This window comes from Bradyrhizobium sp. YR681 (genome assembly GCF_000282615.1).
Lineage (GTDB): Bacteria > Pseudomonadota > Alphaproteobacteria > Rhizobiales > Xanthobacteraceae > Bradyrhizobium.
In genome coordinates this window covers 14,468-32,401 of sequence record NZ_AKIY01000333.1, presented here as the reverse complement: position 1 = coordinate 32,401, position 17,934 = coordinate 14,468, and the positions used below count along the sequence as shown (strand labels likewise).

Genomic DNA, 17,934 nt, shown 5'->3' with positions numbered 1-17,934 from the left:
TAGCCCGGATGGAGCGCAGCGCAATCCGGGACAATCTCACCGCACGGATAGAACCCCGGATTTCGCTGCGCTCCATCCGGGCTACGAAAACAGTTACTGCCCGTGATCGGTCAGCACCTTGTCGCAGCCCTTGCTCAGCCGCGTGCGATTCTGCTTGAGGCAAGCCAGCACGGCGCCGTCGCCGTTGTTCATCACGGCGCGGCAGAAGCGCGTCACATCGCGCGCGCAGGCATCGTGTCCGGGCTGCTGCGCGGAGGCGCTCGATGCGCACAGGAGCAAGGAAATAACGAAAAGAAACCTGGTCATCGCGTAATGCCTCTTACCCGGAAGAACGTGCGGGCGAAGCTAGTGCGACGATCCCTCAGCCGCAACGGCTTTGTTGGCGGGCCACATGGTACCACCTCGTGGCCCCGGCTTGGCGCCGGGGCACGTCGCGAGGGGGAGCTGACCGACGCAACGATCGCGATGTTGCGCTTACTGGTCCTGGACGTCAGCGACCTTGCGTGAAGCGCCCTTGGCGAGGTCCTTGTCCATCACCGCGCGGCAGCCGGCACTCAGGTCGGAGCGATGCTTCATCATGCACGCCGTGATCTTCGGGATGTTGGGGATTTCGGAGGAGCACAGGCGGAAGGCGTCGCCGGTGCACTGCTGCTGCGCCTCGGCCGAGAAGGCGAAGCTCGAGGTGGTCGAGACGATCGAGACGATGGCGGCAAAGCCCAGAGCCAGGCTGGTGTCGCGGATCTTGGTACTCAAGGACTTGGCGGTGATCGACTTCGTCATTTGAAGCTCCCATTGGCGCCGCCGTGGCGAACGCCCGTTGTTGATGGGAACTACGATGCTCCAGCAAAACAGTTTCCACTGTGATGACGGTCACAGCCGGCCACCCCTCTGTGACTTCGGTCACTTTGGCGCACTTCGCTGAAATTCCTCCGCATCCGCTGTCGTGTTGGTGTCACGTTAACTGTTCCTTCGCATTAATGGCTCGTCGCGCGGGAGATTCCGCAGGTTTGGTTGCGTAATTGGAAAGAGTAGCGATGCGTAATGCGTTGGGCCTGATGTTGGCCAGTGTCCTTGCGGCGGTCGTGATCGCCGCCGGCGGTTGGTTTTATTATTCCTCGCGCGCCGATCAGGGCGCTCCCAAGACAATTGCCGCCCGTGCCGCCGATCCGTTGCCGGCACCGGCGAAGCTTGCCGCCAAGGATGACGTCGCAACCACCGCGGCGATCGCGGCCAAGCCGGCGACAGTTGCCCAGGCAGCAGTGCCTGCGCCCGCTCCGGCCATGCCGGTGCAGCCGAAGCAGGCCTGCGCCAATCCGAACGCGCTGGGTGTGTCCCGCGTGGTCGAGATCGACACGACGGGCGGTCCCGGCTTCGGCTTCGATCATTTCAAGCAGTTCGACTTCCTGACCGACAAGGAGGTCGTGCTGACCTTCGACGACGGCCCCTGGCCGGTGAACACGCCCGCAGTGCTGAAGGCGCTCGCCGATGAATGCACCAAGGGCCTCTTCTTCTCGGTCGGCAAGCACGCGACCTATCATCCGGAAATCCTGCGCCAGGTGCTGGCCCAGGGCCATACGGTCGGCACCCACACCTGGTCGCACGTCAATCTGAACGGCAAGAAGATGACCGAGCAGATGGCCAAGGACGAGGTCGAAAAGGGCATCAGCGCGGTGAAATACGCGCTCGGCACCAACCCGGCGCCGTTCTTCCGCTTCCCGCAGCTCCAGCACAATCCGTCGATCGTGAGCTATTTCGGCACCCGCAACGTCGCGATGTTCTCGACCGACATCGACTCCTTCGACTTCAGGAAGGGTGCCACGCCGGAGAAGATCATCGAGACCGTGATGACCAGGCTCGACAAGCTCGGCAAGGGCATCATCCTGATGCACGACTTCCAGAAGCATACCGGCGAAGCCATGCCGGCGCTGCTCGCGCGGCTGAAGGCCGGCGGCTACAAGGTCGTGCAGATGAAGGCCAAGACGACCCTCCAGTCGCTGCCGGAATATGACGAGGCGGTGATGAAGGATCTGAAGGTGCCGACCGCAAGCACAAACGCGCGTCCGATCTCGAGCGTGGTGCAGACGGTCTCGCAATAAACGCGACCAACGCTTCGATACGCGCATGGCCGGGCTTTCGCCCGGCCATTTGCATTTTGGAATGAGCTGTCCGCCTCACCAATAGATGCCGTGGCGATGCAGCTCGCTGATGATGCGGCCTTCGGTCCAGCCGCGCTTGCGCTTCGGCTTGTCCGCTTTTGCCGTCGTCCTGGTCGCGGGCCCGGCAGCGGCCGGCTTGATCGTCGCAGCCGGCGCAGAAATCGTCGTGGTCACGGCGGGAGGAGCCACCGCAGCGGGCGGAGGGGCCGGGATCGCCGGCGGACGATCGACATATTTCGGAGCTTCCGTGGCTGGCGCGACCTCGCTCATCAGCGTCGTGGCGGTGGTCGGCGCTGGCGTCAGCGAAGCCGAGGTGTGCTCATCGGCCGTGGCCAGCGAGAGGCTGCGTGGGCCACCAGCCTGGGCAGATGCGGAAGCCAGGACCATGGCGGCGACCAGAATGATCTTGCGCATGTGAAATCTCCCCGTGTTTGCGTGACCGGGACCCTAAGGAAGGCGCGGCCGGGATTATGTGATCAACATCACATGGCTGCCGCCCCTTTCGAACCCGGACGGCCGCAATCAGCACCCGTGCCGATAGACCCGCAGCGTCACATCGGGAAATGTCTGGGTCTCGAACCGGCAGAGCCCCTTTTCCGCGTCCATGCGGGCGATCAGTTCGTCACCGATCCGGGGCCCGAGCAGCGTGTGCGGAATCGAGCTCGACAGCACGAGGATCTCCGACTGCAACAGCGCATCGCCCGTCGCCTGTGCGGTCCGGTGAAAAAATTCGTTGCGCACGACGAGATCCATCCTGGCCTGCGCGGCATAGAGCTGGATGGTCGCCGACGTCACCGGATAGGGGCTCGAGAAGGCGACGGTGAGCGGGCCGGACTTTTCCGGCTTCGCATCGCGCAGAAGCAACCAGAGCCGCTCGGTCGCGAGGCGGATGCTCTCCTGCTGCTGCGCGCTCAGCGGTGTCGCCGTGCTGATCTGGCCGATGACGACGTGGCTGACGAACAACTGGACGACGAGTGCAAGCGCAAGCAAGCGGCCTGCGGTGAGCATGTAGCGGCGAACGCCGTTGCCGAGACCAAAGCGAGCGAGCAGTGCTTCGACGAGCGCCAGGCTGGCGCAGCCGTTGAGAACCATCGCGACGATGAACAGGCCATAGAACATCGCGCCGAAATAATAGGTCTTGATCTCCGCCACGGAGGGAATCGCATAGGCGATCAGCACGGCCGCGAGCAGCACGACGGCGTCAAGCAGCGCGGCTTTGCCGTGAATCGCCGCGAGCAGGAAACGCAGCCCCATCAAGGCCAGCCCGATGGCGAGCCAATAGTGCAGGCCGAATTGTCCTTCGCCGCCGATCGAGAAGCGCAGCAGACCGGCCCAAAAAGTTTCACCCGTCGTCCAGAGATCGCGCTGGCCGACGAACACATTGAAGATGTAGGTGACGGTCTCGACCAGCGCGGGCCCGATCAGCACGGCCGTGGTCGCGATCAACGGCAACACGAACCGGAGAAGCGCGCCGAGTGCGGCGCGGAGCGACAGCCGCAATCCGCCGGCCTCGATGCAATCGACCAACAGCCGGATCGCGAACGCGCTGCCGAGCAGCGCAAGCGCGGCGGGGAATGCGGTCGGCTTGATGCCGGCGGCCAGTGCGCAGGCAACGCCCAGGGCGGCGAGCGAGCCCGCGCTGCGAGCGAGCACGCTGCGGTGGACGATCGCTCCGGCGGCAAGGCCGATGGCAAGACCCGAGGGCAAGTCCGGCCGCGCTTCGGTGACCGTGTGCCACAACACCGGCACGCAAGGCACGGCAATCAGACACGCCGCGATCTCCAACACGGGCCGGCGCCAGACCAGCCAGACGATCCCGAGCAGGAACGCAAAGACGACGGCGGCGTGGACGAGGTAGGGCCCGATGAAGCTGCCGGGAAACAGGGCCAGCCCGATCGCCGCCACCAATGTCGAGAACGGCGCATGGTGATGCAGCATGTCCCAGGCGCTGGCGAAGATGCTTCGGTCGCTCGCCGCATTCATCCACCTGATGGCGTCGAGGAAGTAGGAGACGTCGTCATAGAGCGGCGGGACGGACAGCCGGCCGTGCAGCTGCGAGGCTTCGAGCGATCGCGAGGCGACGATTGCGGTGATGCAAGCGGCCAGGATGACGAGACCGGCGATCCGCAACCATGTGGCCCGATCCGTCGTTCCGGCCCTGCTCTCCGTACCCACCACTTGCCCCGCCACACGCATTTGTCCGCGGCGCATCGTAGTAGCACAGGCGCCGAGCGCAACGCGCAGCACTTCCGCGCGTAAAACGACGGCTTGTGGCGATCGGATGAATTGGGGCGCTGGTGCCGCAAGAGGGATTCGAACCCCCGACCCCGTCATTACGAATGACGTGCTCTACCGACTGAGCTATTGCGGCGAACCCTGCCGGGGACGAAGCGATGCCGGCCCCGATACGCGCGCTCCTGATATCGGGCATGGCCCGAATTGGCAAGGTGGAGCGGGGTTCGAAATGCGCCTCACGCGCCCCAGCGGGACCAGAATCCGCGCCAGCCGCCGGCCTGGGCCTTTGCATGGGCCTTGGACGTGCCGATTTGTTCCGCAAATTCATCGCTCGGGCCCTCGTCATCGATGCCGGGATCATCAGGGGCCCGGACGATCGGGATGACGGCGGGAATCGGGGCAGATGCGGGCTTGCCGAGGTCGGCGCGGGTCCGGAACACCGGAGTTGCTGCGACCGGCGATGATTCGGCGGGCTCTTGGGTCGGCTCGGCCGGCTCGGCGGGCGTGACCACCGGCTCGTCCTTGGCGACCTCGTCGGACGCTTCCTTGGCCTCAGGGGGCAAATTGTCCTGGGCGGCCGGCACCGGAGCCAGGGCGACCTCGACCGGTTCCACCGGGCTTTCGCTCGGAGCCGCCGTCACCCGTTTCGGCGGCGGGGCCGCCAGCATGGCTTCCTCGAAGGCCGAGGCTTCGATCATGGCGCCCTTGTCCGAGGGCAGGCTCGCAACCGGCGTCTGCCACTGGAAAGCGTCGAGACGACCGGTCACCGGCGAAACCGGGCGCCAGCGGTCGCTGACATAACCGTCGGCGGTCCAGGCCGGATCGTGGCGGGCGCGCACCGCGCGCAAGGTCCAGGCGCGGGCCCGGCCACCATCGCCATGCTCGGTGCGCTCGAGCTCGGCCATCAGCAGCGCGATGCGCTGCGTCGGATCGTTGACGTAAGGCGCCAGCACCGCACGCGCGCGGGCGAACTCGGAGGCATCGATCGCGGCGCGCGCAATCGCGAGCTGGCCTTCGACATGACCGGCCTTGTCGGCCGGCGTCTTGGCCGCGAGCGTCTCGACCCGCTGCAACCGCTGCCGCGCGGAATCGGCGAGCTTCACATGCGCATAGGCCTCGGCGAGATCGGGATGAGGATTGGCGAGCCAGGCGGCCTCGACCAGCTTCATGGCCCGGCGCACCTGATGCGCCTCGCTCTCGAACTTTGCCGCGAGCACCGCGGCCGGCACGAGAGTCGGCGCGAGCTTGATCGCCTCCATCACGCTCTCGCGCGCGACGTCGCGGTCCATGGTTTCCAGTTCCAGCGCGCGCGCGGTGAGCAGCACGCCGCGCTGGCGGCGATAGGCCTGCTTGTCGATCAGGCCTGCGGACAGGTTCGAATCCAGGATCGCCAGCGCGCCGCTCCAGTCGCCGCGCGCGCAGCGGAAGCCCAGCACCGCATGCGAGGCCCAGGTCGAGGACGGCGACAGCTTGATCGCTTCCTCCGCGATCATCACGGCACCGACCGCGTCGTCGGCGCGTTGCGCCTCGATGAACAGGCCACGCAAGCCGAGCAGGCGGGTATCCTCGCGCTCCGCCATGGCGCGGAAGGCGCGCTGCGCCTCGACACGATTGCCCGCGAGCTGAGCCGACTGCGCATGCAGCAGCAACGCGAGCGGATCGTTTGCGGCAAGCCGCCGTGCAGTATCGGCGTGACGGCGGGCGAGGCCGGTATCGCCATGACCGATCGCGAGCAGGCCCTGGGTGATGGCGTGGCGGCCGCGGGCGTGGCGCTTTTCGTGACGGCGGCGCCGCATGCGGCCCGGCAAGCGCCAGGTCGCGGTCAGGATGCTCCAGAGCAGGACGACCGCCACGGCAAACAGGCCGAGAAGCAGCACGAACACCGGAATGGTCGGCGAGGCGCGCCAGCCGCCCCAGGTCATCACGACTTCGCCGGGCTGGTCAGCAACCCAGGCCGCGCCCGCGCCTGCGAGCGCAATCAAAACGAGAAAGAGGACGATGCGAAGCATGGCGATCCCTATACGCGCTGATTGTTGCGCGAACCTTTATTGAGCAGGCTTGACCGCATCGGGCTTGGCGAGATCCGCCATGGCATCGTCGGCAAATTTGCGTGAAGCGGCGAGCGCGGCTTCGCGGGCATCGGTCTTGTCGAGCCAGGCCTGCGCCGGAGCGCGATCGGCCTCGGGCAGCGTCTTCAGCTCGCGCCGCGCCTCGACGAAATCGTTGCGGAGCGCCGCGGCCGTCACCCGCGCGACGACGGCGCCGCGATCATTGCCGACGCCATCGGTGCGCTCGATCCGGACGAGCTTCGACGCCCCCGCCTGAAGGCGCTCGACGATGCCCGCACCGGCGGCCGGGACTTCCGCCGGCGGCGACAATTTCGGCACGATGTTGAGCAGCTCGCGGCTGAGCGCAACCGGCGTCGGGATGCCTGACGATGCAAAGGTATCAAGCGGCTTGAGGAGTTCGGGCTTGGCGGCGAGCGAGCGCGCCGCGGACAGCTGCGACTGATAGGGATCGCCATGACGAACGGCGACATCGAGCAGGGCGGCCGCCACGACATGACGCAGCGGCTTGTCATCCGTGGTCCTGGCGTCGGCGATCTTCTCGCCCTGCTGCGCGAGCTCGGCCCGCTCGGTCTTGCTGGCGCGCTCGAGCTGCGCGACGCGGTTGGCGAGATCGGACGACGCAGCCGTGTCGCGTGGGGCGGATTTCGCGTCGTTCAACGCGCTCGCGGTCTTGTCGGATTGCGCGCGCAGATTGGCGATGTCGCCCCGCAAGGCCGTGAAGGATTTTTCCAGCGCGTCGATCCGCGCCGCCATGGCCGGATCGGGCGCGGGCCTGCCGGCCTTGGCTTCGACCGCCGCGACGCGACCGCTCAGTGCGTCGACCGTCGCGCTCGTCACTTGCGGCGCGGCCGGCGGCGCCTGCACCGAGGGCCAGCCCAGCATCCAGCCGACCCCGATCACAGCAGCCGCCGCCACAGCCCCAGACAATGGAGCGACGACCCAGGGTGATACAGGTGCTGATGCGACGGAGGACTGTTCCTCGACGGGCTGCGGCTCGGGCTTGGCTTCCTCGGACTTCAATTCCTCGGATTTGGCTTCGTCGGACTTGGCTTCCTCAACCGTGGCCTGATCATGCGCAGCCTGCCCGGTCGCGTGCTGAGGCTCCGGTTCAGCGGCCGTCTCCTGGGGCTGGGTCGAGACTTCGGTTGCCTCGAGGTCGATGGTGGGCGGGGTGCGCTTGGCGCGGCCGGACTCCGGGGCCAATCCTGCGTCTTCAGGCTTGTCGTCGGCCATCGTGACGGTTCCTCACACTTCCATACCAGAGCGGACCCGATTGCGTCGGATTCGGCCCGACCTCTTACGCCAAACGGGTGCGCAACGCACGCTCCAAGGTGTCAAATAAGGCATTTTCGTCCGGCGACGCAGCCACCAGAACCTGCGACGCACCGGCATCGCGCAGCACCGCGGCGACGGTCTCGGACAGGCAGCATTGCGGGATCGCCAGCGCCGAGATTTCGACGCCTTCATCCCGTGCCGCCTCCAGGAAGGCCCGCGCGCTGCGCCGGGAGTAATGCAGCACCGCCTCGACGCCATGGGCGGCAAAGCCCTCACAGACCTCGCGCGGCAGATGCTTGACCGGCGCCATGCGATAGGTGGTCTGCGTGACCACGTTGAATCCTTCGGCACCGAGCTCGCCGCCGAGATCGCGCGACAGATCGGCGCCCGCCAGATAGAGCAGCGTGCTCTTCCTTTTCAGGACCTTCTCGCGCGCACTTTGAACGACCTTGTCGCGCAAGGCCGCCGCATCGCCGCCGGCGACAATGACCTTGGCAAAGCCGGCGTCGCGCGCAGCCGTCGCGGTGTGTTCGCCGACCGCAAACAGCGGCAGCTCCAGCAGGCCAAGGTTCTTCAAGCCAAGGTCCCTTAAGCCAAGTTTCTTTAAGTCAAGATCCTGCAATTGCGGCGAGACGGCACGGATCGCATTGGCCGATGTGACGATGATGGCGCTGTAGTTCGCCTCGCTCTCGTCGTGGAACGCGACCGCCTCGAACTTGAGCACCGGCGCGAGCAGCACCACATGTCCCCGCGCGCGCAGATTGTCGGCCGTCGCCTCATTGTCCGGATGCGGCCGTGTGACAAGAATGGACATCGCTCATGTTCCCGAACCGCGTGACGGTGACGCATCCGCCGGGATGGCTGCGCGTGACGATTGCGCAAGCCGACCCCGGAATGCTACCGGACGTACCAGAACTCTGCTTTGCGGATGAGCGCAAGGGGGCGAGAAGGGCGCAAATTGGATAACAATTCGCCAATGCTGGTATTGGGTATCGAAACCACCTGCGACGAGACCGCCGCAGCGGTGATCGAGCGCGCGCCTGACGGCAGCGGCAAGATTTTGTCCAACATCGTGCGGTCCCAGATCGAGGAGCATGCCCGTTTCGGCGGTGTCGTGCCGGAGATCGCCGCGCGCGCGCATGTCGACGTGCTCGACGGCATCATCGACCGCGCCATGCACGAGGCCGGCATCGACTATGCCCAGCTCAGCGGTGTCGCGGCGGCTGCGGGGCCGGGGCTGATCGGCGGCGTCATCGTCGGACTCACCACCGCGAAGGCAATCGCGATGGTGCATGACACACCGCTGGTGGCGGTGAACCATCTGGAGGCGCATGCGCTGACGCCGCGTCTCACTGACGGAATCGAATTTCCCTATTGCCTCTTCCTCGCCTCGGGCGGCCACACCCAGATCGTCGCAGTCACCGGCGTCGGCGAGTATGTGCGGCTCGGGACCACCGTCGATGATGCCATCGGCGAAGCCTTCGACAAGGTCGCGAAGATGCTGGGCCTGCCCTATCCCGGCGGACCGCAGGTCGAGCGCGCGGCGGCAAACGGCGATGCGACGCGCTTTGCCTTGCCGCGGCCGATGCAGGGCAGGCCGGATGCCAATTTCTCGCTGTCGGGATTGAAGACCGCGGTGCGCACGGAGGCGAGCCGCCTGACCGAAATCACGCCGCAGGATGTGAGCGATCTCTGCGCGAGTTTTCAGGCCGCCGTGCTGGATTCGACGGCGGATCGATTGAGCGTCGGATTGAGGCTTTTCCGCGAGCGGTTCGGCGCACCGCATGCGCTGGTGGCCGCCGGCGGCGTCGCCGCCAATCAGGCGATCCGCGGCGCGCTGCATGACGTTGCCAGGCAAGCGCGGACGCAACTGATCATGCCGCCGCCCGCACTCTGCACCGACAATGGCGCGATGATCGCCTGGGCCGGCGCCGAGCGCCTCGCGCTCGGCCTGACCGACACGATGGAAGCCCAACCCCGGGCGCGCTGGCTGCTCGATGCCAGCGCGACCGCGCCGGCGGGTTACGGCAAGACACGGGCGGGATACTAGCCATGACCGTGTTCCGATCGGTCGCGGTGATTGGCGCGGGCGCCTGGGGCACGGCGCTGGCGACGGTGGCGGCACGCGCCGGACGGAACGTGACGCTCTGGGCACGCACTGCCGAGCATGCCGCGCGCATCGCATCGACTCGCGAAAATCCGCGGTTGCCGGGCGTGCGGCTGGCGCCGGAGATCGTCGTCACGCACGATCTCGCGGAAGCTGCGCGTGCTGACACATTGTTGATCGTAACGCCGGCGCAGCATCTGCGCGGCGCCGTCAACATGCTGGCCTCGCATCTGGCGAAGCCTGTGCCGATCGTCGCCTGCGCCAAGGGCATCGAGCACGGCACCCACAAATTCATGACCGAAGTGATCGCGGAGGCTGCGCCGCATGCAGTGCCCGCGATCCTGTCGGGCCCGAGCTTTGCCGACGACGTCGCGCGCGGCTTGCCGACGGCGGTGACGCTTGCGGCAAAGGACGAGGCCCTGGCTAGCGCACTGGTGCAGGCGCTGGGCTCGCCCACATTCCGACCCTATCACTCCACCGACGTCCGCGGCGTCGAGATCGGCGGCGCGGCCAAGAACGTGCTGGCCATCGCCGCCGGCATCGTGGTCGGTCGCAATCTCGGCGCCTCCGCCCTCGCCGCGCTGACCACGCGCGGCTTCAGCGAGCTGGCGCGGCTTGGCCGCGCCTGCGGCGCGCGCACCGAAACCCTCTCGGGCCTCTCCGGCCTCGGCGACCTCCTGCTGAGCTGCTCGACTGCGCAATCGCGCAATTTCGCGCTCGGGATTGCACTCGGTCGTGGCGAGGCCGCACCGGCCGGCAAGCTTGCGGAAGGCGCTTTCACGGCGCCGGTGCTGGTCGAGCTCGCCGCCGCGCGGAACGTCGACATGCCGGTCTCGCAAGCGGTGGCCGCCATCCTGGACGAAAGATTGACGATCGACGCAGCGATCGAAGGGCTGCTGACGCGGCCGTTCAAGGCCGAGGAATGACGGCGGTCCGGGCCACGCAGGTTGCACTTCACGACGTCCGCATGCTGGTCTAGCCTGACGGCACACCGCAGGATCCCGGTCCAACAATAACGAAATGGATCCAGGGGAAGAACGCATGCGCAAACCGCATCATGCGATCGTTTCGATCGCCATCATCACGCTTGCCGCCATTACGCTGCCGACCGCCGTGCGCGCCCAGGCCGCTCTCTCCTATGACGAGCTCGCCAAGAACGAGGCGGCCGCCAATGCCGAGAACGGCAAGCGGGTCGCGCCGGTCAAATCGATCGTCAATCCGGCCAACGACGTCAGTCCCGACATGCAGGCCATGATCGGCGCACCGTTTCCGCCGCATTTCAATGCGGACCCGAAGACTCCGGCGGAGTGGAAGGAGCTGATCGATCGCCGCGCAAAATTGTCGATCGCGGGCGTTCCTGCGATGAAGGAGAAGCTCGGCGTCAAGGTCGAGGAGACGAAGATCGCGGGCGTGCATTGCTTCATCGTCACGCCGAACAGGATCCCGCCCGAGAACCGGCGCCGCCTTCTGGTCCACGTCCATGGCGGCGGCTACGTGTTCGGACCCGGCGAGGCCGCGCTACCCGAGGCGATCATGATGGCCGGTTTCGGCGGCTTCAAGGTGATCTCGGTCGACTACCGCATGCCGCCGGATTTCCCCTACCCCGCCGCGATGGACGATGCGATGGCGGTCTGGAAGGAAGTCACGAAGACGCACGATTCGCGCCGGATGGCGATCTTCGGGACGTCGACGGGCGGCGCGATGACGCTTGCGATGGTGCTGCGGGCCAAGGACGAGAAGCTGCCGAAGCCGGCCGCGATCGCGCCGGGGACGCCATGGTCCGATATCGACAAGGTCGGCGACACCTATGCCAGCAACGAGTGGGTCGACAACGTGCTGGTGACCTGGGACGGCTGGCTCGGCCGCGCCGCAAAGCTCTATGCCAACGGCACCGACCTGAAGAATCCCTACATCTCGCCGATCTATGGCGACTTCAAGGGTTCTCCGCCGACCATCCTGACCTCGGGCACGCGCGACCTGTTCCTCAGCAACACGGTGCGCACGCATCGCAAATTGCGCCGCGCCGGCGTGATTGCCGATCTCAACGTCTATGAGGGCCAGTCGCACGCGCAGTACCAGTTCAACATCAATGCGCCGGAGACAAGGGAAGCCTTCACCGATATCGCAAAATTCTTCGATCGATATCTGAAGGAGTGAGCGCCGCGATCGATATCGGATGCCCGTGCTTGTCGCGGGCATCCGCGTGCCTGTATGGTCGCGGCACGTAAGCGATCCGTGAATGGGGCAAGTTGCGATGAACTACTGGCTGGTGAAATCCGAACCGTCGGTGTGGTCCTGGGACCAGCAGGTGGCGAAGGGCGCCAAGGGCGAGGCCTGGACCGGCGTGCGCAATTACACCGCGCGCCAGAACCTCGTCGCGATGAAGAAGGGCGACAAGGCGTTCTTCTATCATTCCAACGAGGGCAAGGAGATCGTCGGCATCGCGGAGATCATCAAGGAGGCCTATACGGACCCGACCGACAAGACCGAGAAATTCGTCTGCGTCGACATCAAGGCCGACAAGCCTTTGAAGACGCCGGTGACGATGGCGGCGATCAAGGCGGACAAGAAGCTCGCCGATATGGCGCTGGTGAAATATTCGCGCCTCTCGGTGCAGCCGGTGACGGCCGAGGAGTGGAAGCTCGTCTGCAAGATGGGCGGGATGTAAGTCACCGCCGTAGCCCGGATGGAGCGCAGCGCAATCCGGGAAAGTCTTCATGTCGCACGACCCCGGATTACGCTTTGCTCCATCCGGGCTACGATGTCCGTCCTCACGGCTCCGGCAGCGTGAACACCGCACATGGCGCAGCAATCCCGCGCAGCGAATGCGATCCGAGCGCAACGAGAGGCATATCCGTCTCCGCGGCGAGCGTGCCCGACACCAGCACGGTCCGGCCGAGCGGCTTGCACAATCCCTCGAGCCGGCTGGCGAGGTTGACCGCTGGACCGATCGCCGTGAAATCGAGCCGGTTGGCGGCGCCGATATTGCCCCAGAGCATATCGCCGAGATGAAGGGCCGCACCGAACGCGAGCGGCGGCAACCCTTTGGCGCTGCGTTCGGCGTTGAGATATGCCATTCCGGCTTCGGCTGCGCTCGCCGCACGCAAGGCGGCATCGCATGCGCGGCGCGGTGATGCCTCGACCACCGGAAAGATCGCGAGCACGCCGTCGCCGATGAATTTCAGCACCTCGCCGCCGAAGGCATGGACGGCGCCGGCGATACGGTCGAACCAGGCGTCGAGCGCGGCAATGACCTCCGCAGGCGGTGTGGTTTCCGACAGGCTCGTAAAATTGCGCAGATCGGCATAGAGCAGCGCGGCCTGAATGGTCTCGCCGAGATCGCGCCGCAGCGGCGCTGCCAGCACACGCTCCGCGCTGCGCTTGCCGAGATAGGCATCCAGCGTCGCCCGCAACGTGGCGCGCGCCGCGAGCACGGCAAGAGGCGTTGCGGCGAAGCGCGCGGCCTGGCGCAGCTGCTCGATTTCATCCGGGGTGAACGGACGCGGACCGATCCAGCCGAGCAACGGCCCATCCGGCCTTCCGACGGCATCTTCGTGCACCTCGCCGCCCGCGATGTCGCGCAACCAGCGGCGACCGGCATCGTTGGGCGGGTCGGGCGCAAGGCCGCCGGGAGCGAAGCCAAGCGCTTCGATCACCCGGCCGTTTTCGGCACGCCATAACCAGGTCCGCTTCGCGATCAACGGATGCGGCACCTCCAGCGTCAGGGCGCCTGCCGCAAGCGGCAGGCCGTCGGCGATCAGATGCGCGCCGAGTTCCGCGAGCAGGCGATCGGCCCCGGAACTGTCGGAGGCGGCGTCAACGAGCCAGGCGAGGGTTGGTGCGAGTTGCATGGTCCGATGATGGCGAAGCTGGGCCGTCTTTGTCACGGGCAATCCTTGACTGGCCGCACCGGCGCCGCCATGTCCTGGGATCAGGCCAGGGATGATCGCCATGACCGAGCCGTTCATAGTGCGACGCGAGACCCAGATCGCAGCCCCGCGCGCCACCGTCTTCGCCTATCTCACCGACCCCGAGAAAATCCTGAGCTGGATGGGCTCCGACGTGACCACCGAGCCGCATCCCGGCGGGCTCTATCTGCTCAAAGGCGTCGGCCCCCGCGGCGGCGTCGCCCGCGGCGCCTTCCGCGAAGTCGTGCCGGTGCATCGTCTGGCCTACACATTCGGCTGGGACGGCGGCCAGGAAGTGCCGCCCGGTTCGAGCCTGATCGAGATCGACCTGATCGAGCGCGACGGCGGCACGCTGCTGCGCATGACCCATAGCGGGCTGCCGACCGAAGAGCAGGCCGCCGCACACGCAAAGGGGTGGGCGCATTATCTGGGACGGCTCACGAGCGCAGCCGCAGGCGGCGATCCCGGTCCCGACAGGGGTTTATCCGACAAAATGTAGCGACGGCGGGCGGCTAAACCGCCGCGGTCGCCACCACCTGCTGCAAGAGCTGCTCGCGCCGGGCCTGCGAGCGCTGGCCTTTCATGGTCGCGGCGAAGCGCTCCAGAATGCCGTCCTCGAAGGCGGTGACGATGGTGTCGTGGACGTAGCTCTTGCGGCAGATCGCCGGCGTGTTGGAGAGCTTGTCGGCGGCGGCGCGGATCGCGTCCAGCACCTGCTTCTTGCGGCCGCGCTGGCTGGTCGCCGGCGTGATCCGCGACAGCGATTCGACGACGACGGCGGACGCCATCAGCGTGCGAAAATCCTTCAGCGAGATCTTGATGCCGGCGATCTCGCGCAGGAAAGCATTCACCTGCGTGGTGCTGACCGCGCGCACGATGCCGTAGGCATCGCGATACTGGAACATGCGCTTGCCGGGAACGCCCTGCAAAATGCCGATGGCGCGCACCAGCTTGGCCGCGTCGCACTCCTTGCGCACCGCCTTGCCGCCCTTCGCCTTGAAGGTCAGCACGAAGCAATCGTCTTCCAGTGAGACGTTCGACTTCAGCAGCGTGGTGGCGCCGCGGGTGCCGTTGAGGCGGGCATAGGATTCATTGCCGGGGCGGATCGCGGTGCGGGCGATCAGCTCGATCACGGCCGAGAGCGCGAATTCGCGCGTCGGCTCGTCGCCCGACAGGAACGCGGAGACCTTGCGCCGGATCTTCGGCAGCGCGCCGACGAGCTTCTCCAGGCGATGCGCCTTGCGGTGCTCGCGGACCTTCTCCCAGTCGGCGTGATAGCGATATTGCAGCCGGCCCGCGGCATCGCGACCCACGGCCTGGAGATGCGTGCTCGGATCGGCCGAATAGCGCACCTCGCGATATGCCGGCGGCACCGCCATGGCATGCAGGCGGCGGATGGTGCGGGCGTCGCGGACATGGGCGCCATTGCCGCGCACGAAGGAATAGCCCTTGCCGCGCTTGATGCGGCGAATGGTCAGCTCGTTCTGGTCGCCGAGCCGCAGGCCCAGCTCCTTGGCCAGCTCCTCGACTGCAGCCGGGGAAGCTGAATCAAAGACCTTTTTCGGGCTGGGACGGGTGGAACCGGCCGGTTTCGGCCATTGTCCCAGGGCTTTGGCCAGCGCAATGGCAGCAGGATCGGCCGAAGCGGGCCGCAGCGTCCCGAGATTCTGCTGATCCATCATAGTCTTATGCCTTGGCCCTGTCTGGTACCGTTCAATGCCGCTGTTCTGAATTTTGTTCCAAGAGCCGCCTGGGGGTCTCTTGGTGGGTCTCTTGGGACCCGGGTTAGCCACTTAGGGTGTTCCGAACCGTATTGCGAGTCCCGAATCAGTGAGAAGCGGTCTCTAAATACCTTCAGCCGCCGCATGGGGCTCTGCGCCGGCCTGTTCTGGAGATCTGGGTAAAGGGCCGAAAGCGGCCTCGCCGCCTGTTTCAAATTTGCGACAGCTGGCCTTTGCGGCTTGATCCTCCGCATGGTCGGCGGCTCGCCGAAGGTCCAGCTTGTGCTCCTTGTCGGGTCCGGTTAGCCCGACGCATAATCGGTTCAACGATCGAGTTGGCTCGCCTGTCGCTTGGGTTCGGCTAGCCGCATGTGGAGGGAATCATGTCCGAGAAGATCTACGACGTTCCGGCGGAATGGGCGAAGCGCGCCTGGGTGGACCAGGCCAAGTACAAGGAAATGTACGCCCGCTCGATCTCGGACCCGAACGGTTTCTGGGCCGAACAGGCCAAGCGCATTGACTGGATGCACGCGCCGACGAAGATCGAGAACGTCTCCTACGCGCCCGGCAACATCTCGATCAAATGGTTCGAGGACGGCGTCCTCAACGTCGCCCATAACTGTATCGACCGACACCTCCACAAGCGCGCCAACCAGACCGCGATCATCTGGGAAGGCGACGATCCCTCGCAATCCCGGCACATCACCTACAAGGAGCTGCACGACGAGGTCTGCCGGATGGCCAACATCCTGCGCACCCGCAACGTCAAGAAGGGCGACCGGGTCACCATCTATCTGCCGATGATTCCGGAGGCCGCCTACGCGATGCTGGCCTGCGCGCGGATCGGCGCGATCCACTCCGTGGTGTTCGCGGGCTTCTCGCCCGACAGTCTCGCCCAGCGCATCAACGACTGCCAGTCCAAGGTCATCATCACCGCGGACGAGGGCCTGCGCGGCGGCAAGAAGGTGCCGCTGAAGGCCAATGTCGACGCGGCACTCGCCAAGGCCGACGGCGTCGACTGGGTCGTCGTGGTCAAGCGCACCGGCGGCGCGGTCGACATGAATCCCTCGCGCGATCTCTGGTACCACGACGCCGCCAAGATGGTGACGACGGAATGTCCGGTCGAGCATATGCACGCCGAGGATCCGCTGTTCATCCTCTATACGTCGGGTTCGACCGGCCAGCCCAAGGGCGTGCTGCACACCTCGGGCGGCTATCTCGTGTTCGCCGCGATGACGCATCAATACGTCTTCGACTATCACGACGGCGACATCTACTGGTGCACCGCCGACGTCGGCTGGGTCACCGGCCACAGCTACATTCTCTACGGGCCGCTCGCCAACGGCGCGACCACGCTGATGTTCGAAGGCGTGCCGAATTACCCGGATAATTCTCGGTTCTGGAACGTCATCGACAAGCACAAGGTCAACATCTTCTACACCGCGCCGACCGCGATCCGTGCGCTGATGCAGAGCGGCGACGAGCCCGTCAAGAAGACCTCGCGCGCAAGCTTGCGCCTGCTCGGCTCGGTCGGCGAGCCGATCAATCCGGAAGCGTGGGAGTGGTATCACCGCGTCGTCGGCGACGATCGATGCCCGATCGTGGACACCTGGTGGCAGACCGAGACCGGCGGCATCCTGATCACGCCGCTGCCGGGCGCGACCAAGCTGAAGCCGGGCTCGGCGACGCAGCCGTTCTTCGGCGTGGTCCCCGAGATCGTCGACGCCGACGGCAAGGTGCTGGACGGCGAGACCACCGGCAATCTTTGTCTCACCCGTTCGTGGCCGGGCCAGATGCGCACGGTCTACGGTGACCATGCTCGTTTCGAGCAGACCTATTTCTCGACCTACAAGGGCAAATATTTTACGGGCGACGGCTGCCGCCGCGACGCCGACGGCTATTACTGGATCACCGGCCGCGTCGACGACGTCATCAACGTCTCCGGCCACCGCATGGGCACCGCGGAAGTCGAGAGCGCGCTGGTGGCGCATGAGAAGGTGTCGGAAGCCGCCGTGGTCGGCTTCCCGCACGACATCAAGGGCCAGGGCATCTATGCCTATGTCACCCTGATGGCCGGCGTGCAGCCGACCGACGATCTTCGCAAGGAGCTCGTCACCTGGGTGCGCAAGGAGATCGGCCCGATCGCATCCCCGGACCAGATCCAGTTCGCGCCGGGCCTGCCCAAGACCCGCTCCGGCAAGATCATGCGCCGCATCCTGCGCAAGATCGCCGAGGACGAGCCGGGCAGCCTGGGCGACACCTCGACCCTGGCCGATCCCGCCGTGGTCGACGACCTCGTCAAGAACCGGCAGAACAAGAAGTCGGCGTAAGGCACTCGCGCGCCCCGGACGCAGCGCAGCGCGCATTTGCGCGGTGCGCTGCAGAGCCGGGGCCGATCCGGCCGCGATCAACCCTCGTGACATGGGTCCCGGCTCTGCGCCGCACCGCTTCGCTTCGCGCTGC

At 66.2% G+C, this 17,934-nt stretch carries 16 protein-coding genes and 1 tRNA gene; 7 read left to right on the top strand and 10 right to left on the bottom strand.

The annotated features are described in order from the left end of the window. Positions 1 to 93 precede the first annotated feature (93 nt). Both PMI42_RS36215 and PMI42_RS36210 read right to left on the bottom strand, forming a co-directional pair. Positions 94 to 306: a hypothetical protein gene (locus PMI42_RS36215; protein WP_008144732.1), complete on the bottom strand. Its 213-nt coding sequence runs from the start codon at positions 304 to 306 to the stop codon at positions 94 to 96. Between the two features lie 168 nt (positions 307 to 474). After that, positions 475 to 780 carry a hypothetical protein gene (locus PMI42_RS36210; protein WP_008144730.1) on the bottom strand — a complete coding sequence of 102 codons (306 nt, stop codon included), beginning with the start codon at positions 778 to 780 and terminating at the stop codon, positions 475 to 477. Positions 781 to 1,034: 254 nt separating this feature from the next. Between PMI42_RS36210 and PMI42_RS36205 the strand changes: the two genes are divergently transcribed. Beyond that, positions 1,035 to 2,096 carry a polysaccharide deacetylase family protein gene (locus PMI42_RS36205; protein WP_008144728.1) on the top strand — a complete coding sequence of 354 codons (1,062 nt, stop codon included), beginning with the start codon at positions 1,035 to 1,037 and terminating at the stop codon, positions 2,094 to 2,096. Between the two features lie 75 nt (positions 2,097 to 2,171). On the opposite strand, the gene PMI42_RS36200 is transcribed toward PMI42_RS36205, so the two are convergent. From PMI42_RS36200 to PMI42_RS36175, 6 genes are all read right to left on the bottom strand, one after another. Continuing rightward, positions 2,172 to 2,570, bottom strand: a complete 399-nt coding sequence (locus tag PMI42_RS36200) for a hypothetical protein (RefSeq protein WP_008144726.1) — start codon at positions 2,568 to 2,570, stop codon at positions 2,172 to 2,174. 108 nt (positions 2,571 to 2,678) lie between these two features. Further along, the gene (locus tag PMI42_RS36195) at positions 2,679 to 4,286 is read right to left on the bottom strand and encodes a glycosyltransferase family protein (protein ID WP_035967945.1); all 1,608 of its coding nucleotides are present in this window, start codon (positions 4,284 to 4,286) and stop codon (positions 2,679 to 2,681) included. Positions 4,287 to 4,451: 165 nt separating this feature from the next. Then, positions 4,452 to 4,527, bottom strand: a tRNA-Thr gene (locus tag PMI42_RS36190). A 100-nt stretch (positions 4,528 to 4,627) separates the two neighbouring features. Next, on the bottom strand, positions 4,628 to 6,400 hold the full coding sequence (locus PMI42_RS36185; RefSeq protein ID WP_008144722.1) for a heme biosynthesis protein HemY: 1,773 nt from the start codon (positions 6,398 to 6,400) through the stop codon (positions 4,628 to 4,630). A gap of 36 nt (positions 6,401 to 6,436) precedes the next feature. Continuing rightward, the gene (locus PMI42_RS36180; RefSeq protein ID WP_008144720.1) at positions 6,437 to 7,693 is read right to left on the bottom strand and encodes a COG4223 family protein; all 1,257 of its coding nucleotides are present in this window, start codon (positions 7,691 to 7,693) and stop codon (positions 6,437 to 6,439) included. 64 nt (positions 7,694 to 7,757) lie between these two features. Next, positions 7,758 to 8,549 (bottom strand): uroporphyrinogen-III synthase, encoded by a 792-nt coding sequence (locus PMI42_RS36175; RefSeq protein ID WP_008144718.1) that lies wholly within the window; start codon positions 8,547 to 8,549, stop codon positions 7,758 to 7,760. A gap of 162 nt (positions 8,550 to 8,711) precedes the next feature. Here PMI42_RS36175 and tsaD point away from each other — a divergent pair, with 162 nt between their 5' ends. The 4 genes from tsaD to PMI42_RS36155 all read left to right on the top strand — a co-directional run bounded on the left by tsaD (position 8,712) and on the right by PMI42_RS36155 (position 12,510). Beyond that, a complete protein-coding gene (gene tsaD, locus PMI42_RS36170; protein WP_008144716.1) occupies positions 8,712 to 9,785 on the top strand; it encodes a tRNA (adenosine(37)-N6)-threonylcarbamoyltransferase complex transferase subunit TsaD in 1,074 nt (357 codons plus the stop codon). Between the two features lie 2 nt (positions 9,786 to 9,787). Further along, on the top strand, positions 9,788 to 10,768 hold the full coding sequence (locus tag PMI42_RS36165) for an NAD(P)H-dependent glycerol-3-phosphate dehydrogenase (protein WP_008144714.1): 981 nt from the start codon (positions 9,788 to 9,790) through the stop codon (positions 10,766 to 10,768). A gap of 115 nt (positions 10,769 to 10,883) precedes the next feature. Continuing rightward, positions 10,884 to 11,999, top strand: coding sequence for an alpha/beta hydrolase (locus PMI42_RS36160; RefSeq protein ID WP_008144712.1), 1,116 nt, complete (start codon positions 10,884 to 10,886; stop codon positions 11,997 to 11,999). Positions 12,000 to 12,096: 97 nt separating this feature from the next. Continuing rightward, the gene (locus tag PMI42_RS36155) at positions 12,097 to 12,510 is read left to right on the top strand and encodes an EVE domain-containing protein (RefSeq protein ID WP_008144710.1); all 414 of its coding nucleotides are present in this window, start codon (positions 12,097 to 12,099) and stop codon (positions 12,508 to 12,510) included. A gap of 103 nt (positions 12,511 to 12,613) precedes the next feature. Here PMI42_RS36155 and PMI42_RS36150 read toward each other — a convergent pair whose 3' ends face one another. After that, positions 12,614 to 13,693, bottom strand: a complete 1,080-nt coding sequence (locus tag PMI42_RS36150) for an adenylate/guanylate cyclase domain-containing protein (RefSeq protein ID WP_008144708.1) — start codon at positions 13,691 to 13,693, stop codon at positions 12,614 to 12,616. A 100-nt stretch (positions 13,694 to 13,793) separates the two neighbouring features. Here PMI42_RS36150 and PMI42_RS36145 point away from each other — a divergent pair, with 100 nt between their 5' ends. Next, on the top strand, positions 13,794 to 14,249 hold the full coding sequence (locus tag PMI42_RS36145) for an SRPBCC family protein (protein WP_035967961.1): 456 nt from the start codon (positions 13,794 to 13,796) through the stop codon (positions 14,247 to 14,249). A gap of 13 nt (positions 14,250 to 14,262) precedes the next feature. Here PMI42_RS36145 and PMI42_RS36140 read toward each other — a convergent pair whose 3' ends face one another. Next, positions 14,263 to 15,432 (bottom strand): DNA topoisomerase IB, encoded by a 1,170-nt coding sequence (locus tag PMI42_RS36140; protein ID WP_008144704.1) that lies wholly within the window; start codon positions 15,430 to 15,432, stop codon positions 14,263 to 14,265. Positions 15,433 to 15,854: 422 nt separating this feature from the next. On the opposite strand from PMI42_RS36140, the gene acs reads away from it, so the two are divergent. Next, complete coding sequence (acs, locus tag PMI42_RS36135) at positions 15,855 to 17,801, top strand: acetate--CoA ligase (protein WP_008144702.1); 1,947 nt, start codon at positions 15,855 to 15,857, stop codon at positions 17,799 to 17,801. The last annotated feature ends 133 nt before the right edge of the window (positions 17,802 to 17,934 follow it).

Coding starts and splice junctions, on each gene's coding strand:
- PMI42_RS36215 (WP_008144732.1), bottom strand. CDS start 306: ATGACCAGGTTTCTTTTCGTTATTTCCTTGCTCCTGTGCGCATCGAGC.
- PMI42_RS36210 (WP_008144730.1), bottom strand. CDS start 780: ATGACGAAGTCGATCACCGCCAAGTCCTTGAGTACCAAGATCCGCGAC.
- PMI42_RS36205 (WP_008144728.1), top strand. CDS start 1,035: ATGCGTAATGCGTTGGGCCTGATGTTGGCCAGTGTCCTTGCGGCGGTC.
- PMI42_RS36200 (WP_008144726.1), bottom strand. CDS start 2,570: ATGCGCAAGATCATTCTGGTCGCCGCCATGGTCCTGGCTTCCGCATCT.
- PMI42_RS36185 (WP_008144722.1), bottom strand. CDS start 6,400: ATGCTTCGCATCGTCCTCTTTCTCGTTTTGATTGCGCTCGCAGGCGCG.
- PMI42_RS36180 (WP_008144720.1), bottom strand. CDS start 7,693: ATGGCCGACGACAAGCCTGAAGACGCAGGATTGGCCCCGGAGTCCGGC.
- PMI42_RS36175 (WP_008144718.1), bottom strand. CDS start 8,549: ATGTCCATTCTTGTCACACGGCCGCATCCGGACAATGAGGCGACGGCC.
- tsaD (WP_008144716.1), top strand. CDS start 8,712: ATGCTGGTATTGGGTATCGAAACCACCTGCGACGAGACCGCCGCAGCG.
- PMI42_RS36165 (WP_008144714.1), top strand. CDS start 9,788: ATGACCGTGTTCCGATCGGTCGCGGTGATTGGCGCGGGCGCCTGGGGC.
- PMI42_RS36160 (WP_008144712.1), top strand. CDS start 10,884: ATGCGCAAACCGCATCATGCGATCGTTTCGATCGCCATCATCACGCTT.
- PMI42_RS36155 (WP_008144710.1), top strand. CDS start 12,097: ATGAACTACTGGCTGGTGAAATCCGAACCGTCGGTGTGGTCCTGGGAC.
- PMI42_RS36150 (WP_008144708.1), bottom strand. CDS start 13,693: ATGCAACTCGCACCAACCCTCGCCTGGCTCGTTGACGCCGCCTCCGAC.
- PMI42_RS36145 (WP_035967961.1), top strand. CDS start 13,794: ATGACCGAGCCGTTCATAGTGCGACGCGAGACCCAGATCGCAGCCCCG.
- PMI42_RS36140 (WP_008144704.1), bottom strand. CDS start 15,432: ATGATGGATCAGCAGAATCTCGGGACGCTGCGGCCCGCTTCGGCCGAT.
- acs (WP_008144702.1), top strand. CDS start 15,855: ATGTCCGAGAAGATCTACGACGTTCCGGCGGAATGGGCGAAGCGCGCC.